Here is an 18180-nt window from a genome sequence, read left to right on the forward strand (position 1 = left end):
TTATCTTCTGTAAGGATAAGCCTTACTTGCTACAGCAGCAGGCAGACCTGCTAACATGTATAGTAAAACCAACTCAAATTTCCACTCATAACTTTTAACTCTTAACTCATAACTTTAAAAATGAAGTTACTCGATAAGTATATCCTGAAGAAATTCCTCACCACCTATGTGTTTGTGGTGCTGATACTGGTGGCGATTATCTGCGTGATTGATTTTACGGAGAAAAACGACGACTTTATCAAGAACAATGTATCGGCTCATGAGATTTTCTTCGACTATTACCTGAACCTGATCCCGTTCTATGCCAACATGCTCAGCCCGATCACGGTGTTTATTGCGACTGTTTTTGTTACGGCCAAACTGGCGGCACATACCGAGATAGTGGCTATCCTGAGCAGCGGCGTCAGCTTTAAACGCTTACTGGTGCCGTACATTATTGGCGCTTCCCTTATTGGTGTGATGATCTTCGGCCTGATCGGGTGGGTGATTCCGAATGCGAACAAAAAGAGTGTGGCCTTCCAGGTAAAGTATATCAAGAGCCCGTTTACCTACGAAGGACGCAACATCCACATGAAAATTGCGCCTGATACCTATGCCTACATGGAAAGCTATAATAACACGCACCATGTGGGTTATAACTTTGCCTTAGAAACCATAGAAGGCACCACCCTTAAAAAGAAGCTCACCACCTACTACATCTCCTGGAAACCGGAAATCGAAAAGTGGCACATGGACAACTACACGCTCCGCACTTTCGACGGCGAAAAGGAAACGCTTTACAAAGGAACCGCGCTCGACACTACGCTGAACATGTACCCCAAGGATTTCGAAAGCACCTACAAACTGGAGCAGACCATGACCCTGACGGAGCTGAACAAGTTTATCCGGCAGAAGAAAGAGCGCGGCGCAGACGACATCGAAACCTACCTGATCGAGAAGTACGAGCGGTACAGCTACCCCTTTGCCATCATCATTCTTACCGTCATTGGTGTGATTGTAAGTGCGCGTAAGGCGAGAGGGGGCGTGGGCGTGCAGATTGCCTTAGGGTTCTTCCTGGCCTTCGTGTTCATTATCTTCGTGATCACCAGCCGCAGTTTGGCGCAGGTAGGAGACCTGGCACCGCAGTATGCGGCCTGGGTACCGACATTTATTTTTACCGGCATTGGTTTCTTACTCTACCGTTACATTCCCCGTTAATGCCACGTCTTAAAGATTACCTGGAGCTCCACTTTATCATATTCCTGTGGGGCTTCACCGCCATCCTGGGCAAGCTGATCAGCATCCCAACCGTAGAACTGGTTTTCCTGCGAACACTGATTACGGCTGTGGCACTTGGCGCCATCATTTACCAGCGGGGCACCCGCTTCCGGTTGGGCTGGCGTGCCGGTCTCTCCATTATGGGCGTTGGGTTGATGATTGCCGCACACTGGATTCTTTTTTTCACCTCGGCACGGGTGGCTTCGGTGTCTATCTGCCTGGCTGGTTTGGCAACATGCAGCCTCTGGACCGCCATCCTGGAGCCGGTGTTCACAAAGAAAAGAGTGAAGCCCCACGAGATCTTGCTGGCCCTGCTCATCATGCTGGGGCTCTACATCATTTTCCGGTTTGAATTCGACCATGCAGTGGGTATAACCATGGCGGTTGGTTCTGCTTTGTTTGGCTCTCTTTTTACGATCATCAATGCCCGGCTGGCCAAAGTATACCCTTCCACCACCATCTCCTGCTACGAAATGATCGGTGCCTGCATCGGCACGCTGCTGTTCTTCCCGCTGTACATGTCCTTGTTTGCAACCGACGGAAAACTCGACTTCAGCCTTGGCCTGAATGACTGGCTGTTCCTGCTGGTGCTTACCTTAGCCTGCACCGTATACGCCTACACAGCCGCAGTTCGCCTGATGCAGAAAATTACCGCGTACGCCATGAACCTGACCGTCAACCTGGAACCTGTTTATGGCATCATGCTGGCCTGGTTTATTTTTGATGAAGATAAGCAGCTATCGGTGGGTTTTTATTACGGCGCAGGTGTTATTCTACTGAGTGTCTTTATTTACCCGGTGCTTGATACTTATGCAGAACGCAGGGTAAAGCGAAAAGCAGAACAGTTAAAGCACGCCTTCCCAAACAAGATAGTGATTGGGAAAGACTAGGTTTGCGCGAACGTCTCCTTTAAACAAAGCATACACAGCCGACCCGGAACCGGTCATGGAGGCAAAGGCAGCACCGGCTTCGTACAGGTTTTCCTTCAGAGCTGCCAGCTCCGGGTATTTCGGAAACAGCGCCGTTTCAAAATCATTTTTAAGTGTATGCTTCCAGGTATGCACCCCCTGCTTCAGCACGTCGGTTATGCTTACAGTTGGTTCTGTTGGCCTGATGCTGCCGTACGCTTCGGCCGTTGTAATGTGAATACCCGGATAGACAACCACGCAGGCATATCCGCTTAAATCCAGTTCAATGGGCGTAAACACATCGCCTTTCTCCGTTGCCAGTACCGGTTTGTTCCGGATAAAGAAGGCACAGTCGCTGCCGAGGGTGCGGGCATAGTCTTCCAGTTCATCCTCGGTTAGCTTTAGTTCAAAGAGCTGGTTCAGCAGCTTCAGGGCGAAAGCAGCATCGGCAGAGCCTCCTCCCAGTCCGGCACCCATCGGGATAACCTTATGCAGGTGCATCTGCACGGGCGGCAGTCCGTACTTTTCCTGCAGCAGTTTGTAGGCCTTCAGGCACAGGTTCGTGTCCGGGTTACCAGGCACAGGCAAACCGCTCATGGTAAAATTCAGCTCAGGCGCAGGCAGCACCTCCAGCGCATCGCACCACTTCACCGGGTAAAACACCGATTCTAAATTATGAAAGCCATCCGGTCGTTTTGCCGTAACAAACAACCCCAGGTTTATCTTCGCATTCGGAAAATCAAGCATAGGTGCAAAAATAGTTATTGGTGGTTAGTTATCTGTTATTGGGGAGGAAAATTTGGGAGTTTGGGAGTTGAGGAGTTTGGGAGTTTAAGAGTTTAGGAGGTAGAAAGGTAAAGAGGTAGAGAGGTAGTTATTTTGTAGGGGTTGAAAATCTTCAACCCTGTAACAGAAAGGTAGAGCGGTTGGGGGTATAGCTGTAGAGCGGTTGGGGGTATAGCTGTAGAGCGGTTGGGGGTATAGCTGTAGAGCGGTTGGGGGTATAGCTGTAGAGACGCGGTGCCCGCGTCTCCTGCACGAACCACAGACAAACCTAATCCTGTTCTTCCTTAAATCTTCTTAATCTTGTCCAGACAAACCTAATCCTGAAAATCCTAAAATTCTGTAAATCCTGATTCAGACAAATAATCGTGCAAGATCAAAATCAGGTAAATCAGAAAAATCACTGTAAATCAAAGGTTCAGACAAGCAGCAGAGGCAATGGAGGCAGGAGCAGAAAACTTTTTTGGCTGCTAAATCCACTAAACAATTCAGCCATTTAACAATTTAAGCCTCCAGGCAACTATTCGGAACCATATAAAGTTGTAACTTCGTAGAAGTGGCAAAAGCAGCAATGTACCTAAAGCTCGTAAAACCTATTACTGATGTAACGCTGGCAGCGGTGATGCTCTTCCTGAGTATCCCCCTCCTGTTGCTGGTAGCGCTGTGTTTAGCGGTCGCGAACAAGGGAAAAATCCTTTTTAAGCAGCAGCGCCCCGGTCTGCATGGCAAGCCTTTTTACCTCTACAAGTTCAAAACCATGGCTGACCTAACCAATGCCGAGGGCGAGTTGCTTCCGGACGAAGAGCGCATGACCAAAGTGGGTAGCTGGATCAGGAAAACGTCACTGGACGAGCTACCACAGCTTTACAACGTACTTCGTGGGGAGCTGAGCCTGGTAGGTCCCCGCCCGCTCCTGATGGAGTACCTCCCGCTTTACAACGAAGAACAGGCAAGGCGCCACCATGTTAAACCGGGCATTACCGGCTGGGCTCAGATCAACGGACGGAATGCTATTTCGTGGGAACAGAAATTTGCGCTGGATGTGTGGTACGTGCAGCACCAGTCGTTTAAAACAGATGCCCTGATTTTGTACAGAACCTTCCGGAAAGTGTGGAGCGGCGCCGGTGTGAACAGCGAGGGCTTTGCCACCGTTCCTAAGTTTACAGGAGAAACAACCATCGCATGAAAAACATAGCCATCGTAGGTGCCGGCGGACTGGGCCGCGAAGTACTGGTGCTGCTGCACCAGATAAATGATGTTGCGCCGCAATGGAACATCCTGGGCTTTTACGACGACGATACCTCTCTGTCCGGTACGCATATCAATGGCCTCCCCTGGCTTGGCAACATCCCGGACCTGGCAGATGCAAAAGAAGAACTGAGCGTGGTGATTGCCATTGGCCTGCCGAAAATAAAACAGCAACTAGCCGAACGACTGCAGCAGAACCCGCTGCTCTCTTTCCCGGCCCTGGTACACCCGCTTGCACAGCCAAAGCCTTACCAGTTTGTGCAGCTGGCAGAGGGCGTGGTGGTATTCCAGGGAGCTGTGCTTACCACCAACATCCGCCTCGGAAAGCATGCGCTTGTTTATTTAAACTGCACCGTCGGCCACGACACCACCCTGGGCGCGTATGTTTCGCTGATGCCGGGCGTTAATCTGGCAGGCAACACGATACTGGAAGAAGGTGTTTTTGTTGGCGCCAATGCCGCCATTCTTCAGGGGCTGCATATCGGCAACCACAGTCACATTGGGGCAGGCGCTGTCGTAACTACTGCCATTCCGCATAACTGTACAGCGGCAGGCGTACCTGCCAAAATCATAAAATCGCATGAACTATAAGCCTGGCCGCATCTTCTTATCAGTGCCGCACATGGGCGGCCATGAACGTAACTATGTGCTAAAGGCGCTGGAAGATAACTGGGTAACTACGGCCGGCCCTAACATCCCGGGCTTTGAACACGACATCTGCCAACACACCAACGCCCGTCACGCTGTAGCTCTAAACTCCGGCACAGCAGCCATTCACCTGGCCCTGCGCCTGCTCAACGTGCAGCCCGGCGACGAGGTACTTTGCTCCACCTTCACGTTTGTAGCCACAGCCAACCCCATTCTGTATGTAGGCGCTACACCTGTTTTTATCGAAAGCGAAGCCGAAACCTGGAACATGTGCCCCGACACGCTGGAGCAGGCGATACAGGCACGACTGAAGCTGGGGAAGAAACCAACCTGTATCCTGCTGGTGCACCTCTACGGCATGCCTGCTAACATGAAAGACCTGCTGGAAGTAGCGCAGAAGTACGATATTCCGGTTGTGGAAGATGCTGCCGAAGCACTTGGCTCCCGCTACAGCGGCCACCAACTCGGCACCTTTGGACACATCGGTATTTTCTCGTTTAACGGGAACAAGATTATCACGACCTCCGGCGGCGGCGCCTTAGTTACGGCAGACGAGCAACTGGCAGAACAGGCGCGTTTCCTGTCGACTCAGGCCAAGGAACAGGCTCCGCACTACGAGCACACCACCATGGGCTACAACTACCGCATCAGCAACATTGCAGCCGGTATCGGGCGCGGACAAATGGAGGTGCTGGAGAAACGGGTAAAGCAGCGCCGGGAGGTGTTCAGTTATTATAAGCAGCACCTGCAGCGCGAAAGCATCAGTTTCCTGCCCGAGCCCAAAGGCAGTTTCTCCAACCGCTGGCTTACCACCGTGTTACTAGATGCTACCTCCGGTAAATCACCTGAAGAACTGCGCCTAGCCCTGGAAGCACAGAACATCGAAGCCCGCCCGCTCTGGAAACCCATGCACCTGCAGCCGCTGTTCAAGGATGCCCCCTACTTTGGTAACGGATTAAGTGAAAAGCTTTTTGGCAAAGGCCTCTGCCTTCCCTCCAGCAGTAGTTTAACAGAAGAGGACCTGGAGAAGGTGGTGAAGGTGATTTTGCGGGAGGTTAGGGAGTAGGAGCTGAAATGTAGAATAAAATAGTTCCTTTGATTAAGCTTCTGCTGATTTGAGGCAGGGCACCCGCAAGGGGCGCCCGTACAACTTTAGCTCAATCAGCAGCTGTAAAGCTATCGTGTGCATCCCTCTTATCGTAAGGGCGAACCCACGTGTTCGCCCCTTTCTGGAGATGTTCGTCCGATTTTTTTCAGGTGTTTGCCCTCAATCTAGAGAAACACTTTTAAACTGATTCTGACTTTTTTGGGTACACTCACCAGGCATCTGATTCCTTCCGAACTCAAACCCGCTCCAACGCCTGCTCCAGATCCGCTAGCAGTTCCTCCCCATCTTCTATGCCGACTGATAACCGAATTACACCTAAAGTAATGTTCAGCTTCTGAAGCTTTTCGGGGCTGAAAGAGCGGTGCGAGGTGCGCAGCGGGTGCGAGATGGAAGTGGTAACGCCTGCCAGCGAGGGTGCAAACGGGATGTGCTGCAGGGCCTGCATAAAGGTATTGACCGTTTCTAAATCATCGGCGATCCGGAACGATAACATGCCGCCGTACAGGCCGTTGCCCTGCACTTTGGCCAACTCATGCTGCGGGTGCTGCTCAAGTCCCGGGTACCAGACCTGCTCTACTTTCGGATGCTGCTCCAGGAACCTGGCAATTTCCAACGCTCCCTGGGAGTGCTGCCGCATGCGCAGCTTCAGGGTTTTGAGGCCGCGTGCTCCCAGCCAGCTTTCGAAAGGGCTCAGATTCACGCCGAATGTCATCACTACCTGCTTCGCCCGTTTCAGGTCCTCCTCCTCCCGGCAAACTACCACACCTGCCGTTACGTCGCTGTGGCCCGATAGATATTTAGTCACACTGTGCATCACCATGTCGGCGCCAAGTGCTAAGGGTTTGGTGATAATGGGTGAAGCAAAGGTGTTATCTACCACCAACTTGATGCCTGCACGTTTCGTTTCAATTGCCAGTTTCTGAATATCCAACACCTGCAGCAGCGGATTGCTGATGGTTTCGGCTAACAGCAGTTTCGTATTGTCCTGCACATAATTGCCCAGGTTGTAAAGCTCATCACCCGGCACAAAGGTTACGGCAATGCCAATTCTGGTCAGCTCCTGCGATAACAGCGAGGCAGAGCCACCATAAATTTCTTCGGCGCACAGCACATGGTCGCCGGCCTGGCAGTAGGTGAGCACGGCCACCAGGATAGCCGACATACCCGAGGAAGTAACCACCGCCCCGGCACCGCCTTCCAGTTTGTTTACCTCTGCGGCCAGTTCGTCGGTGTTCGGATTGCCGAACCGGGAGTACATATACTGGTTGCCAGGCTGCTCGAAATAAGCTTCCAGCTCGTTCAGATCTTCAAACGTGAAAACGGATGTCTGGTAAATGGGCGTTATTTTCGGATGAAATTGAGTCATGCTGCAGGATTTATGTTTGCTCTCCTAAAGTTAAAAATATTTGTCTGAACCGTTGATGGTAATGATGGAAGGATGGGTGTGATTTTATATTGCCACTGCTGCCCATTACCGTGAAAACGAAAAGCGCCTCCTGCTCACGAAGAACAGGAGGCGCTTTTTGCTGATGAGCTATAGCTTAGTCTTCTACAGATTCAGCAAGTACAATGATATTGTTATTCAACACCTCTACCACACCGCCATCCACGAAAAAGAACTCCTGCCCTTTCTTGGTGGTGATGCGTACCCGGCCGCTTTCCAGGGTGCTGATAAGTGGCGCGTGCATGTCCAGCACCTCGAAAGAACCGTTGGTACCCGGAAACTGTGCGGCATCCACCTCACCGGCAAATACTTTTTTGTCTGGTGTGATTATCTCTAAATACATCTTAAATAAGTTAAGAGTTAAAGAGTTAAGAGTTAAGAGTTAGAAATTATGGGTTTAACAGGTTCTGCAACTCATAACTCTTAACTTTTAACTCTTAACTAAAAAACCTATTTTACGTCAGCCAGCATTTTCTCGCCTTTGGCAACGGCATCCTCGATAGTACCTACGAGGTTGAATGCTGCTTCTGGCAGGTGGTCGTGCTTGCCGTCCATGATTTCGTTGAAGCCGCGGATGGTGTCTTTGATGTCTACGAGTACACCTTTGAGGCCTGTAAACTGCTCGGCTACGTGGAATGGCTGCGACAGGAAACGCTGCACACGACGCGCTCTGTGTACTACCAGGCGGTCTTCTTCAGAAAGTTCGTCCATACCAAGGATGGCGATGATATCCTGAAGTTCTTTGTAACGCTGCAGAATTTCTTTTACGCGCTGTGCAGTACCATAGTGCTCCTGACCTACGATGTCCGGGGTAAGGATACGAGAAGTAGAATCCAGTGGGTCCACCGCAGGGTAGATACCAAGCTCGGAGATCTTACGGGAAAGTACGGTAGTAGCGTCCAGGTGAGCAAACGTTGTTGCCGGCGCAGGGTCAGTTAAGTCGTCGGCAGGTACGTAAACGGCCTGTACCGAAGTAATGGAACCACGCTTGGTAGAAGTAATACGCTCCTGCATGGCACCCATCTCGGTTGCCAGTGTTGGCTGGTAACCTACCGCCGATGGCATACGACCAAGAAGAGCCGATACCTCAGAACCCGCCTGCGTAAAGCGGAAGATGTTGTCTACGAAGAACAGGATGTCGCGGCCCTGGCCTGAACCATCACCGTCGCGGTAGTATTCGGCAAGTGTAAGACCAGACAAGGCAACACGGGCACGTGCCCCTGGTGGCTCGTTCATCTGACCGAACACGAAGGTAGCTTTAGAATCTTTCAGGGCTTCCTGGTCAACTTTAGAAAGGTCCCAGCCGCCATGCTCCAGCGATTCCATGAAGGCATCACCGTAACGCACGATACCAGCTTCGATCATTTCACGAAGTAAGTCGTTTCCTTCGCGGGTACGCTCACCCACACCGGCAAACACAGAAAGACCGGAATATGCTTTTGCAATGTTGTTGATCAGCTCCTGGATCAATACGGTTTTACCCACACCGGCACCACCGAACAGACCGATTTTACCACCTTTTGCATAAGGCTCGATCAGGTCGATAACTTTGATACCGGTATAAAGTACTTCAGAAGCTGTAGTCAGGTCCTCGAAACGAGGAGCCGCACGGTGAATTGGCAGAGCGTTTGTGCTTACCGGTTGCGGAATACCATCGATTGCCTCACCAATCACGTTGAAAAGACGACCTTTGATGCCTTCGCCGGTTGGCATGGAAATAGGAGCACCCAGGTCAACTACTTCAGTACCACGCGAAAGACCTTCGGTTGCGTCCATTGCAATGGTACGCACACGGTCTTCGCCCAGGTGCTGCTGACACTCCAGAATTACTTTCTGGCCATTGTCTTTCGTCACTTCAAGGGCATCCAAAATATTTGGTAGTTTAATGTTTTCACCCACAAAGCTAACGTCCACAACCGGACCGATAACCTGGGTAATTCTGCCAATATTCGCCATTTGACTTTATATAATGATTAACTTTTGTAACAGGGTTGTTTCAGGCTGCAAAACTAACCTATAAATCTCTTAAATCACACAACAATTTAAAAAAATTCAGCACTTTAGGTTTAATTGTGAAAAACACAACTTCAGCAGGGTTTCAACAACATTCCACACTATAATATAAAGAGAGGCTCGAACAAGCAGTACACCGGGTAATATTTACAGCTATTTATACGTGAGGTTAATACAAACAGAATCTACCCTGCTTACCATGCAAGGGCAGCAGTACAAGCCGGAAAGGTATCAGAGGTTTTTAAGCTGCTCTATCTGGTCGTCGTTCAATAGGATATATCTGTTGTTAAAGGGGTTGGCAAAAAACTTTTCGGCAATTACATATTCACCAGACGTAAGCTTAAGGATGTTGTAGCTAAAAAGGCTGTTGGAACGCTCTAACACAAGTTCAGAGGCACTTAAGTCGAGCTCGCGTCCACATGTAGTTGTGACAAGTTCAGAATTTTTTGTCATGGTTGAGTACATAGAAAAAGAAGTATAAATGAGACAGATAATTTCATTACGGATAATTGCCCGCTTGGTGACAGCCTTTGCACGTAAATATTCAGATATTCTGGTTTCTGCCCGGAAACACCAGCGAGCCCCGGATAATAACCAGAGCGTTCAAAAACGGTACTGCACCTGCCACCACAGCCTCTGCTCCTCTACGATGGCCGCTGCACAGCCACCCCGCTATTTTGAAGCGGTAGTACCTTTTCTACCTCCCAGTTAAGTCCGGCAAGCTGCCACCGACAGAAAATTTCAAAAAAAACATTTACCGGCCTGGCAAACCCCGGAACGGACCAAACTTTCGACAGCTCCGGAAAACGAGCTTTTGCTTAAGCGGACACTGCACGATAAAAATTTAGAAGTCACCATTTTAGACATATAAACCGGCCACAACCACCACATCCGCGGCAAACATTTCCACCGCATTCCACTACCCAAAAAGCACCCCGGCACGGCCCTGGAGCAGATTCCGGACTATTTTTTTCAAAAATTTTCAGTCAAAATTTTGCGAAAAAGAATCGCCTCCCTATATTTGCATCATCAAACGACAACAGAACAGCAGGTTCAACGTCAAGTAGAGATTGTCCGATGGTGTAACTGGCAACACGTCTGATTTTGGTTCAGAAGAGTCCAGGTTCGAAACCTGGTCGGACAACATAAAAAGAGCAACATACAGCAGTGTGTTGCTCTTTTTGCTTTTCCCCCTCTCCTGCCTAGGCAATATTTTTGAAAAACAGGTGCCATTATTTTCGTAGCTTTGTAGCTAAACCACCTAAAACTCCTTAAAATTTAATTCTGCTGTATCATGCCACTGGTTAAAATTTTCTCTGGTACCGCCTCTAAATATCTGGCTGAAAAAATAGCTACTTCGTTTGGCACCAAACTAGGCGACCTCAGCCTGCAACACTTCAGCGACGGTGAGCTGGCTCCACACTTTAATGAATCCGTTCGGGGCGCCGAAGTGTTCCTGGTGCAGTCTACGTTCCCTCCGGCCGATAACCTGATGGAGCTGATGCTGATGATTGATGCCGCCAAGCGTGCCTCTGCCCATAAAGTGATTGTGGTAATCCCTTACTTCGGGTATGCCCGCCAGGATCGCAAAGACAAACCGCGCGTTTCTATCGGAGCCAAAGTGGTGGCCAACGCCATTCAATCGGTTGGCGCCGACCGCATCATGACCTGCGACCTGCACGCCGGCCAGATCCAGGGCTTCTTTGATATACCCGTAGACCACCTCGACGGCTCTGCTATTTTTGTGCCTTACCTGCGCAGCCTGAACCTTGGCAACGACCTGATCTTTGCTTCGCCTGACGTAGGCGGTGTGGTAAGAACCCGTTCTTTTGCCAAAAACTTCGGGGCCGAAATGGTTGTCTGCGACAAGCACCGCAAGCGCGCCAACGAGGTTGCCTCCATGCAAGTGATCGGTGACGTAGAAGGAATGGATGTAGTGCTGGTAGACGACATGGTAGACACGGCTGGTACCATTACAAAGGCAGCAGACCTGCTCAAAGAAAAAGGCGCCAAAACCGTTCGGGCCATTGCTACTCACCCTATCCTGTCGGGCCCCGCTTACGAGCGTATCGAAAACTCGGCACTGGAAGAACTGGTAGTATCCGATACCATTCCGCTGAAGCAGCAAAGCTCCAAGATTAAGGTGCTTACCTTCTCCGACCTGTTTGCAAGAGCTATCAACAACGTGGTTACGCACGAGTCTATCAGCTCGCTGTTTATATAAATTGTTTAATGGTTGAATTGTTAATGGTTGATTTTTTTGGATAGATCGCCTTTGTTAGACAGGTTAAAACTTTTTTCAATTGGAGATGGAATGTAAATGTCTCATTTAAGAGGTTGAACAATTTAGCCATTTAACCATTAAGCCATTCATCAGAAAAAAACAATTTAACAATTGAGCAATTTAACAATTTATTTCCCTACCTTTGCAGCCACAAAAATTTAAAAACATTTATAATGAAGCAATTAGAGATTATAGGGTTTAAAAGAGCAAATCTCGGTAAGCAGGTTTCCAAAGATCTGCGCAATGAGTCTTTTGTACCAGGAGTACTTTATGGTGGTGCTGAGCAAGTTCACTTTTATGCTCCAGCTATCCTTTTCAGAGACCTGGTATATTCTCCGGAAGTATACGAAGTTGACCTGAACATAGAAGGTACCCACTACAGAGCGATCCTGCAGGACTTACAGTTTCACCCGGTAAACGAAATGCTGCTGCACGTTGATTTCCTGGAGCTTCAGGAAGACAAACCGGTGAAAATCGACGTTCCTGTTAAATTCGTAGGAACATCGCCAGGTGTTATTGTTGGTGGTAAACTGGTTACCAAACTGCGTAAGCTGCGTGTGAAGGCGCTTCCTGCGAACCTTCCTGACAGTGTAGAAGTTGACATTTCTGACCTGGAGCTTGGCAAGTCTATCAAAGTTAGCAAAGTAAAACCGGCTAACTACGAAATCCTGACTAATGCCAACGCCCCTATTGCAACAGTTACTATCCCACGTGCCCTTAAGAGTGCACAGGCAGAGGAAGCTCGCGGTAAAAAATAATTTCCCGCTTTTAAGAGCAACGAAATCCTGTCCTGCACTGCGCAGGGCAGGATTTTTTGTTTGTCTGAACCGCTGCTGGTCGTGATGGAGTGAGGTATTCAAGACAGGTAACTGGATTTAACTGATTTAAACTAATTCCTTTTTGTCATCCCCTGGGATCTTGTAGGCAAGCTGCAGAAACGCTTATTTCGAGCTTCGTTTCCACTGCTGATAAAAAATATATGGTTTAAACTGTTTATATCCTAATCTATAGAAATAGCTTTCCTTTTAAAACTCTTGTAGCTGGCCTAAGTGCAGTTTGTCCACAAGATCCCAAGGGGATGACAAGAGGAAGATAACAAGCGTGGAAGCGAGTAGATATTATCTGTTCTAATATAAAATCATAAGAATCAATCAATCACGACCATCAACGGTTCAGACAATGCTAAACCGTATAAAACAGTGGCTGGGCTTCTCTCCTGAACCTGAAGCCACTCCCGAAGACACAACGATGAAATACCTGATTGTAGGCCTTGGCAACATTGGCCCCGAATACGCTGAAACACGCCACAACATTGGCTTTATGGTGCTGGACTACCTGGCTAAAAAATACGACGGGCAGTTTGATACCGGCAGGCACGCTTTTGTGGCTGAGATAAAAATGAAGGGCCGCACCTTTGTGCTGGTAAAGCCAACCACGTACATGAACTTAAGCGGCAAGGCGGTCGGGCATCACCTGAATTCGCTCAAGCTCCCGGTAGAAAACATGCTGGTCATTACCGACGACATTGCCATACCGTTCGGGAAAATCCGCATCCGGGCCAAGGGCAGTGCCGGTGGCCACAACGGGCTGAAGCATATCGAGCAGACACTGGGACATAACAACTATCCGCGCCTGCGCTTTGGTGTAGGCGATGCCTATTCCAAAGGCAAACAGGTAGATTATGTGCTTAGCAGGTTCAGCGAAGACGAGCAAGCCGAACTTCAGACGCTTATCGAAAAAGCGGCTGAGGCAGTTATTTCGTTTGGCACCGTGGGCCTGGAAAGGACCATGAATTTTCACAACATCAAGTAAAGAGCTGCGCTGCAGGTTTATCAAAACCTCACAGCTTTTGCAGGCTGTGAGGTTTTTGCTTTTACAGCTTTTCCGATTTTTTAAAGAACATATTAATGCCACCTGACACAAAATTTAACTATGAAAAAAGTAGTACAGCTTTACCGGAACGCATTTGGCGGGCTTTCTGAGCCGGCCTGGATGCTCTCGCTGGTAATGTTCATAAACCGGAGCGGCGCCATGGTGCTGCCGTTCCTGGGCCTCTACCTGACAGAAGAACTGGGTTACAGCCTGCAGGACACCGGTATCATCATCGGCATCTATGGCTTTGGCAGCATCTGCGGCGCCCTGCTGGGCGGCTGGCTCACCGATAAAACCGGGCATTTCTTCGTGCAGTTCTTCAGCCTGACTTTGGGCGGACTGCTGTACTTTGTACTCCTGCACCTGCACCAGTTTGAGTACCTGGCAGCGGGCGTATTTATCCTGAGCCTGGTGAACGACAGCATGCGGCCAGCCAACGCGGCCTCCATTGCTACGTATGCCCGTCCCGAAAACGTGACCCGCGCTTTCTCGCTGAACCGCATGGCCCTGAACCTGGGTTTTTCAGTTGGTCCTGCTATTGGCGGACTACTGGCGGCTTTGTCGTACAACTGGCTTTTTATTGCCGACGGCACTACCTGCATTGTGGCGGGCATCTTTTTTTACCTGTACTTCCGGCGGCAGCAGGGGCACCGGCCCGTACAGGCACAGCCTCATGCCGGCGCTGGCGCTGTCGGTTCGCCCTACAAGGACGGGGTTTTTATCCTGTTCATTGTGCTGTGCTGCTGCTTTGCCACCGTGTTTTTTCAGCTGATCTCTACCCTTCCGCTCTATTACCGGCAGGTGTACAAACTCCCGGAGCTGCACATCGGCGGCCTGATGGCGCTGAACGGGTTGATCGTGTTCCTGCTGGAGATGCTGGTGGTGTACCTGCTGGCGGACAGGGTAAAGAAATCGCGGCTGATAGCGGGAGGTCTTTTGCTGCTTGGGCTGTCTTTTGTGCTCCTGAACCTGGTGCAGCACATGGCAGTACTGTTTGTGTCGATGTTTCTGCTGAGTGTAGCCGAAATTCTGGCGATGCCGTTTATGGCGACCATCACCACAGAACGCTCTACTGCCCAGAACCGGGGCGCTTATATGGGTCTGTACACTATTGCCTATGCGACGGCACACATACTGGCTCCCGTGCTTGGCACCAGGCTAATTGCATCCTACGGCTTTGCCACACTCTGGTGGGCAGCAGCTGCAATGGCTCTGGTGACAGCAGCAGTCCTCTATTTTGTGGTGCAGCGCCTCGAAAATGCAAGGTTACAGGAGCCTGCAGCTGCGCCACCGGCTCTGGGTAAGGCCGTCATCAGTTAATGCATGCAAAAACAGAAACGTAAGCGACTGTGGTAACTTCAGCTTTGCCACAGTCGCTTTTTTTCATAAATAAAGCTTTACTTTGTGATTGACAGCAAAACCACATGAACCTACTGTATCTTACCTTTGGCCCGTATATCAAGAACCACTACCAGGCAAACTTTTCGATACTCTCCTTCCTGCAGCATCGGCAGGAAGTAAGGTCAATTTATGTGTACACCGATTACCCGGCGTATTACCAGCACCTGGGCGGGCATGTGCAGGTAGTTACCATCAGCGAAGCGCAGCTGCAGGACTGGAAAGGACCCTACGACTTTTTCTGGCGCGTGAAAATAAAAGCCATCGAAGACCTGATCCTGCGCCAACCGGAGGAAGCCGTTGTCTACCTCGACTCCGATACCTTTCTGCACAAGCCGGTGCAGGCATTCAATGAGCAGCTGAACCAGGGCGTTGCGTTTATGCATGAACGGGAAGGCGCCCTGCACCAGCTTCGCAGCAAAACCGACAAGCGCATGTGGCAGCAGGTAAAAGGCATGGATTTTGGCTCGTTTAAACTAAGCGAAAAGCACAGCATGTGGAACGCCGGTGTGGTGGCTGTGCCTGCCAGCAAAAACAAGCAGGCTATTGCCCTCGCCCTGGAGCTGTGCGATACCATGTGCCGCGAACAGGTAACGCCCCGGCTGATAGAGCAGTTCGCCCTGTCGGTTGCGCTCGACGAAACCTATGGCCTGCGCGAAGCCAAACCCTGGATCGGGCATTACTGGGGCAACAAAGACGAGTGGAACAACGAAATAAGCCGCTTCTTCCTGGAGTCGCTCCTGAAAAACTTTTCACTCGAACAGGACATCGACCGTATGCGCAGCTACGACTTTCGGAAAATTGCGCTGCACAAGCACATCAAAAACACCCGCCGCAGGTTAATAAACTTCATCGATTCAATTTTCCCGCCGAAGGATAAGCAGTTTGTGGAGGAGTAGGTCTGATACTAAATCGTAAAAAGGATCTTCCATTGCACGTCCTCCAGTAGCAGGCCTATGTGCAGTTCGCCCACAAGATCCCCTACGGGGATGACAGAGTGAAATTGTTTTGTGGAACCGGCTAAATACTATCTGGTGTAAATAAGCAGAAATAGCAGCAACAAAAACAAAAGCAGCAGCACCGGGAAGATGCTGCTGCTTTTGTTTTATAAATAGCTGAACTAAATTTTAGCTCACTCCTCCCCCATTTACCACAGCCTTGCTTGGCTGCACAAAAGCGAGCGAGCCGTCGGCGTTTTCAGCCATCAGGATCATGCCCTGGCTCGTGATGCCTTTGATTTCGCGCGGTGCCAGGTTTACCAGGATGCTTACCTGCTGCCCGATGATCGCTTCCGGAGCATAGTATTCGGCAATGCCGCTTACTACGGTGCGCTGGTCAATGCCGGTATCAACGGTTAGTTTAAGCAGTTTTTTGGTTTTAGCTACTTTTTCTGCAGCTATGATAGTACCGATGCGGATATCAATTTTCGAAAAATCTTCAAACGCAATATTCTCTTTGGCAGGCGCGGCCACGGCATTTGCCAGCACATTTGCCTTTTTAGTATCGAGCAGTTTCTGTACCTGTGCTTCTACGGCGGCATCTTCTACCTTATCGAACAGCAGCTCGGGCTTGCCCAGGATATGGCCTGCGGGTAACAGGTCGGGTGCTCCGGCTTCGGCCCACTTGCCAAATGGCCTTTCCAGCATAATGGCCAGTCGTACGGCGGAGTCTGGCAGGAATGGCTCCATCAGGATGTTCAGGCTGCCGGAAATTTGCAGGGCGATGTTCAGAATCGTTTTCACACGCTCCGGATCGGTTTTGATCAGTTTCCAGGGCTCGGTGTCGGCCAGGTATTTATTGCCCACACGCGCCAGGTTCATCAGCTCACTCAGTGCATCCCTAAAGCGGTAGCGCTCCAGGTAGGTAGAAATTACCATCGGAAAATTCTGCAGCACGCCCAGCACCTCTTTATCGTAGTCGGTCAGTTCGCCGCGTGCCGGTACAACGCCTTCGTAGTATTTATGGGTAAGCACCACGGCCCTGTTGATAAAGTTGCCAAGGATGGCCAGCAGTTCGTTGTTGTTGCGTGCCTGGAAATCTTTCCAGGTGAAGTCGTTGTCTTTTGTTTCGGGGGCATTGGCGCACAGCACATAGCGCAGCACATCGGCTTTGCCCGGGAAATCCTGCAGGTACTCATGCAGCCACACCGCCCAGTTGCGGGAGGTGGAAATTTTATCGCCTTCCAGGTTCAGGAATTCGTTGGCCGGCACGTTGTCGGGCAGCACGTAGTCGCCGTGCGCCTTGAGCATTGCCGGGAAAATGATGCAGTGGAACACGATGTTGTCCTTGCCGATAAAATGTACCAGCTTTGTTTCCGGGTCCTTCCAGTATTTTTCCCATTCCGGCGTCAGGTCTTTAGTCGCGGAGATGTACCCGATGGGCGCATCGAACCACACGTACAGCACCTTTCCCTCCGCCTCTTTCAGCGGTACCGGCACGCCCCAGTCGAGGTCGCGGGTAACGGCGCGCGGCTGCAAGCCCTGGTCTATCCAGCTTTTGCACTGCCCGTACACGTTTGATTTCCAGTCCTGCTTGTGGCCTTCCACGATCCACTCGCGCAGCCAGCCTTCGTACTCGTTCAGGGGCAGGTACCAGTGCTTGGTTTCGCACAGCACGGGCTTTAGGCCGCTCAGGGTACTTTTCGGGTTAATCAGGTCCGTGGCGTTCAGCGAGGTGCCGCAGGACTCGCACTGGTCCCCGTAGGCATTCTCGTTTCCGCACTTGGGGCAGGTACCTACAATGTAGCGGTCGGCGAGGAATTGCTGCGCCTTCTCGTCGTAGTACTGCTGCGTGGTCTGCTCAATGAACTTGCCGTCGTTGTAGAGCTTCAGGAAGAAATCGGACGCCGTTTCGTAATGCGTTTTGGAGGAAGTGCGGCTGTAGATGTCGAAGGAGATATTGAAATCTGCAAACGTATTCCGGATGAGTTCATGGTATTTGTCTACGGCCTGCTGCGGCGTAATGCCTTCTTTTTTGGCACGAATGGTAATCGGAACGCCGTGTTCGTCGGAGCCACACACAAATTTCACATCGCGCTCCTGCGAGCGCAGGTAACGCACATAAATATCAGCCGGCAGGTACACCCCTGCCAGGTGCCCGATGTGTACCGGTCCGTTGGCATAAGGTAATGCCGAGGTTATCGTATATCGTTTATAGTCGGTTGCCATATTTTTTACTTGAAAAGGCAAATATACGAATAGCTGGTTTTAGAAAGTTA

The 18180-nt window shown here is 50.4% G+C and carries 16 protein-coding genes and 1 tRNA gene; 11 read left to right on the forward strand and 6 right to left on the reverse strand.

What is annotated here, in order from left to right:
* The first annotated feature begins 120 nt into the window (after positions 1 to 120).
* Complete coding sequence (locus tag DCW36_RS17435) at positions 121 to 1197, forward strand: LptF/LptG family permease (protein ID WP_114781380.1); 1077 nt, start codon at positions 121 to 123, stop codon at positions 1195 to 1197.
* Positions 1197 to 2147, forward strand: a complete 951-nt coding sequence (locus DCW36_RS17440) for a DMT family transporter (protein ID WP_114781381.1) — start codon at positions 1197 to 1199, stop codon at positions 2145 to 2147. The genes DCW36_RS17435 and DCW36_RS17440 overlap by 1 nt, the downstream gene beginning before the upstream one ends.
* Here DCW36_RS17440 and ispE read toward each other — a convergent pair.
* Entirely contained in the window at positions 2103 to 2912 is an 810-nt protein-coding gene (ispE, locus tag DCW36_RS17445) for a 4-(cytidine 5'-diphospho)-2-C-methyl-D-erythritol kinase (RefSeq protein WP_114781382.1), read from the reverse strand. The two genes, DCW36_RS17440 and ispE, sit on opposite strands and share 45 nt — an antisense overlap.
* 592 nt (positions 2913 to 3504) lie before the next feature.
* On the opposite strand from ispE, the gene DCW36_RS17450 reads away from it, so the two are divergent.
* The 3 genes from DCW36_RS17450 to DCW36_RS17460 are packed head-to-tail and all read left to right on the forward strand — an operon-like array spanning position 3505 to position 5910.
* The gene (locus DCW36_RS17450; RefSeq protein WP_317127256.1) at positions 3505 to 4134 is read left to right on the forward strand and encodes a sugar transferase; all 630 of its coding nucleotides are present in this window, start codon (positions 3505 to 3507) and stop codon (positions 4132 to 4134) included.
* Complete coding sequence (locus DCW36_RS17455; RefSeq protein ID WP_114781384.1) at positions 4131 to 4787, forward strand: acetyltransferase; 657 nt, start codon at positions 4131 to 4133, stop codon at positions 4785 to 4787. The genes DCW36_RS17450 and DCW36_RS17455 overlap by 4 nt, the downstream gene beginning before the upstream one ends.
* Positions 4777 to 5910, forward strand: a complete 1134-nt coding sequence (locus tag DCW36_RS17460; RefSeq protein ID WP_114781385.1) for a DegT/DnrJ/EryC1/StrS family aminotransferase — start codon at positions 4777 to 4779, stop codon at positions 5908 to 5910. Before DCW36_RS17455 ends, DCW36_RS17460 begins: the two co-directional genes overlap by 11 nt.
* 277 nt (positions 5911 to 6187) lie before the next feature.
* Here the strand turns inward: DCW36_RS17460 and DCW36_RS17465 are convergent, their stop codons facing one another.
* From DCW36_RS17465 to DCW36_RS17480, 4 genes are all read right to left on the reverse strand, one after another.
* The gene (locus DCW36_RS17465; RefSeq protein ID WP_114781386.1) at positions 6188 to 7318 is read right to left on the reverse strand and encodes a trans-sulfuration enzyme family protein; all 1131 of its coding nucleotides are present in this window, start codon (positions 7316 to 7318) and stop codon (positions 6188 to 6190) included.
* A 175-nt stretch (positions 7319 to 7493) separates the two neighbouring features.
* Positions 7494 to 7739: an ATP synthase F1 subunit epsilon gene (gene atpC, locus DCW36_RS17470; RefSeq protein ID WP_114781387.1), complete on the reverse strand. Its 246-nt coding sequence runs from the start codon at positions 7737 to 7739 to the stop codon at positions 7494 to 7496.
* 107 nt (positions 7740 to 7846) lie between these two features.
* Positions 7847 to 9352, reverse strand: coding sequence for a F0F1 ATP synthase subunit beta (atpD, locus tag DCW36_RS17475; RefSeq protein WP_114781388.1), 1506 nt, complete (start codon positions 9350 to 9352; stop codon positions 7847 to 7849).
* Positions 9353 to 9640: 288 nt separating this feature from the next.
* A complete protein-coding gene (locus tag DCW36_RS17480; RefSeq protein ID WP_128396991.1) occupies positions 9641 to 9862 on the reverse strand; it encodes a hypothetical protein in 222 nt (73 codons plus the stop codon).
* Between the two features lie 618 nt (positions 9863 to 10480).
* On the opposite strand from DCW36_RS17480, the gene DCW36_RS17485 reads away from it, so the two are divergent.
* The 6 genes from DCW36_RS17485 (at position 10481) to DCW36_RS17510 (ending at position 15862) form a co-directional block, all read left to right on the forward strand.
* Positions 10481 to 10553 (forward strand) — tRNA-Gln (locus DCW36_RS17485).
* A gap of 150 nt (positions 10554 to 10703) precedes the next feature.
* Positions 10704 to 11633 (forward strand): ribose-phosphate pyrophosphokinase, encoded by a 930-nt coding sequence (locus DCW36_RS17490; protein WP_114781389.1) that lies wholly within the window; start codon positions 10704 to 10706, stop codon positions 11631 to 11633.
* A gap of 233 nt (positions 11634 to 11866) precedes the next feature.
* Positions 11867 to 12451, forward strand: a complete 585-nt coding sequence (locus DCW36_RS17495; RefSeq protein WP_114781390.1) for a 50S ribosomal protein L25/general stress protein Ctc — start codon at positions 11867 to 11869, stop codon at positions 12449 to 12451.
* A gap of 490 nt (positions 12452 to 12941) precedes the next feature.
* A complete protein-coding gene (gene pth / locus DCW36_RS17500) occupies positions 12942 to 13505 on the forward strand; it encodes an aminoacyl-tRNA hydrolase (RefSeq protein WP_114781391.1) in 564 nt (187 codons plus the stop codon).
* A 120-nt stretch (positions 13506 to 13625) separates the two neighbouring features.
* Positions 13626 to 14885, forward strand: a complete 1260-nt coding sequence (locus tag DCW36_RS17505) for an MFS transporter (RefSeq protein WP_114781392.1) — start codon at positions 13626 to 13628, stop codon at positions 14883 to 14885.
* A 104-nt stretch (positions 14886 to 14989) separates the two neighbouring features.
* Positions 14990 to 15862 (forward strand): hypothetical protein, encoded by an 873-nt coding sequence (locus DCW36_RS17510; protein ID WP_114781393.1) that lies wholly within the window; start codon positions 14990 to 14992, stop codon positions 15860 to 15862.
* A gap of 228 nt (positions 15863 to 16090) precedes the next feature.
* Here the strand turns inward: DCW36_RS17510 and metG are convergent, their stop codons facing one another.
* Positions 16091 to 18130 (reverse strand): methionine--tRNA ligase, encoded by a 2040-nt coding sequence (gene metG / locus DCW36_RS17515; protein ID WP_114781394.1) that lies wholly within the window; start codon positions 18128 to 18130, stop codon positions 16091 to 16093.
* Between the last annotated feature and the right edge of the window lie 50 nt (positions 18131 to 18180).

Source organism: Botryobacter ruber (assembly GCF_003347595.2).
In the GTDB taxonomy this organism is placed as follows: Bacteria; Bacteroidota; Bacteroidia; order Cytophagales; family Hymenobacteraceae; genus Pontibacter; species Pontibacter ruber_A.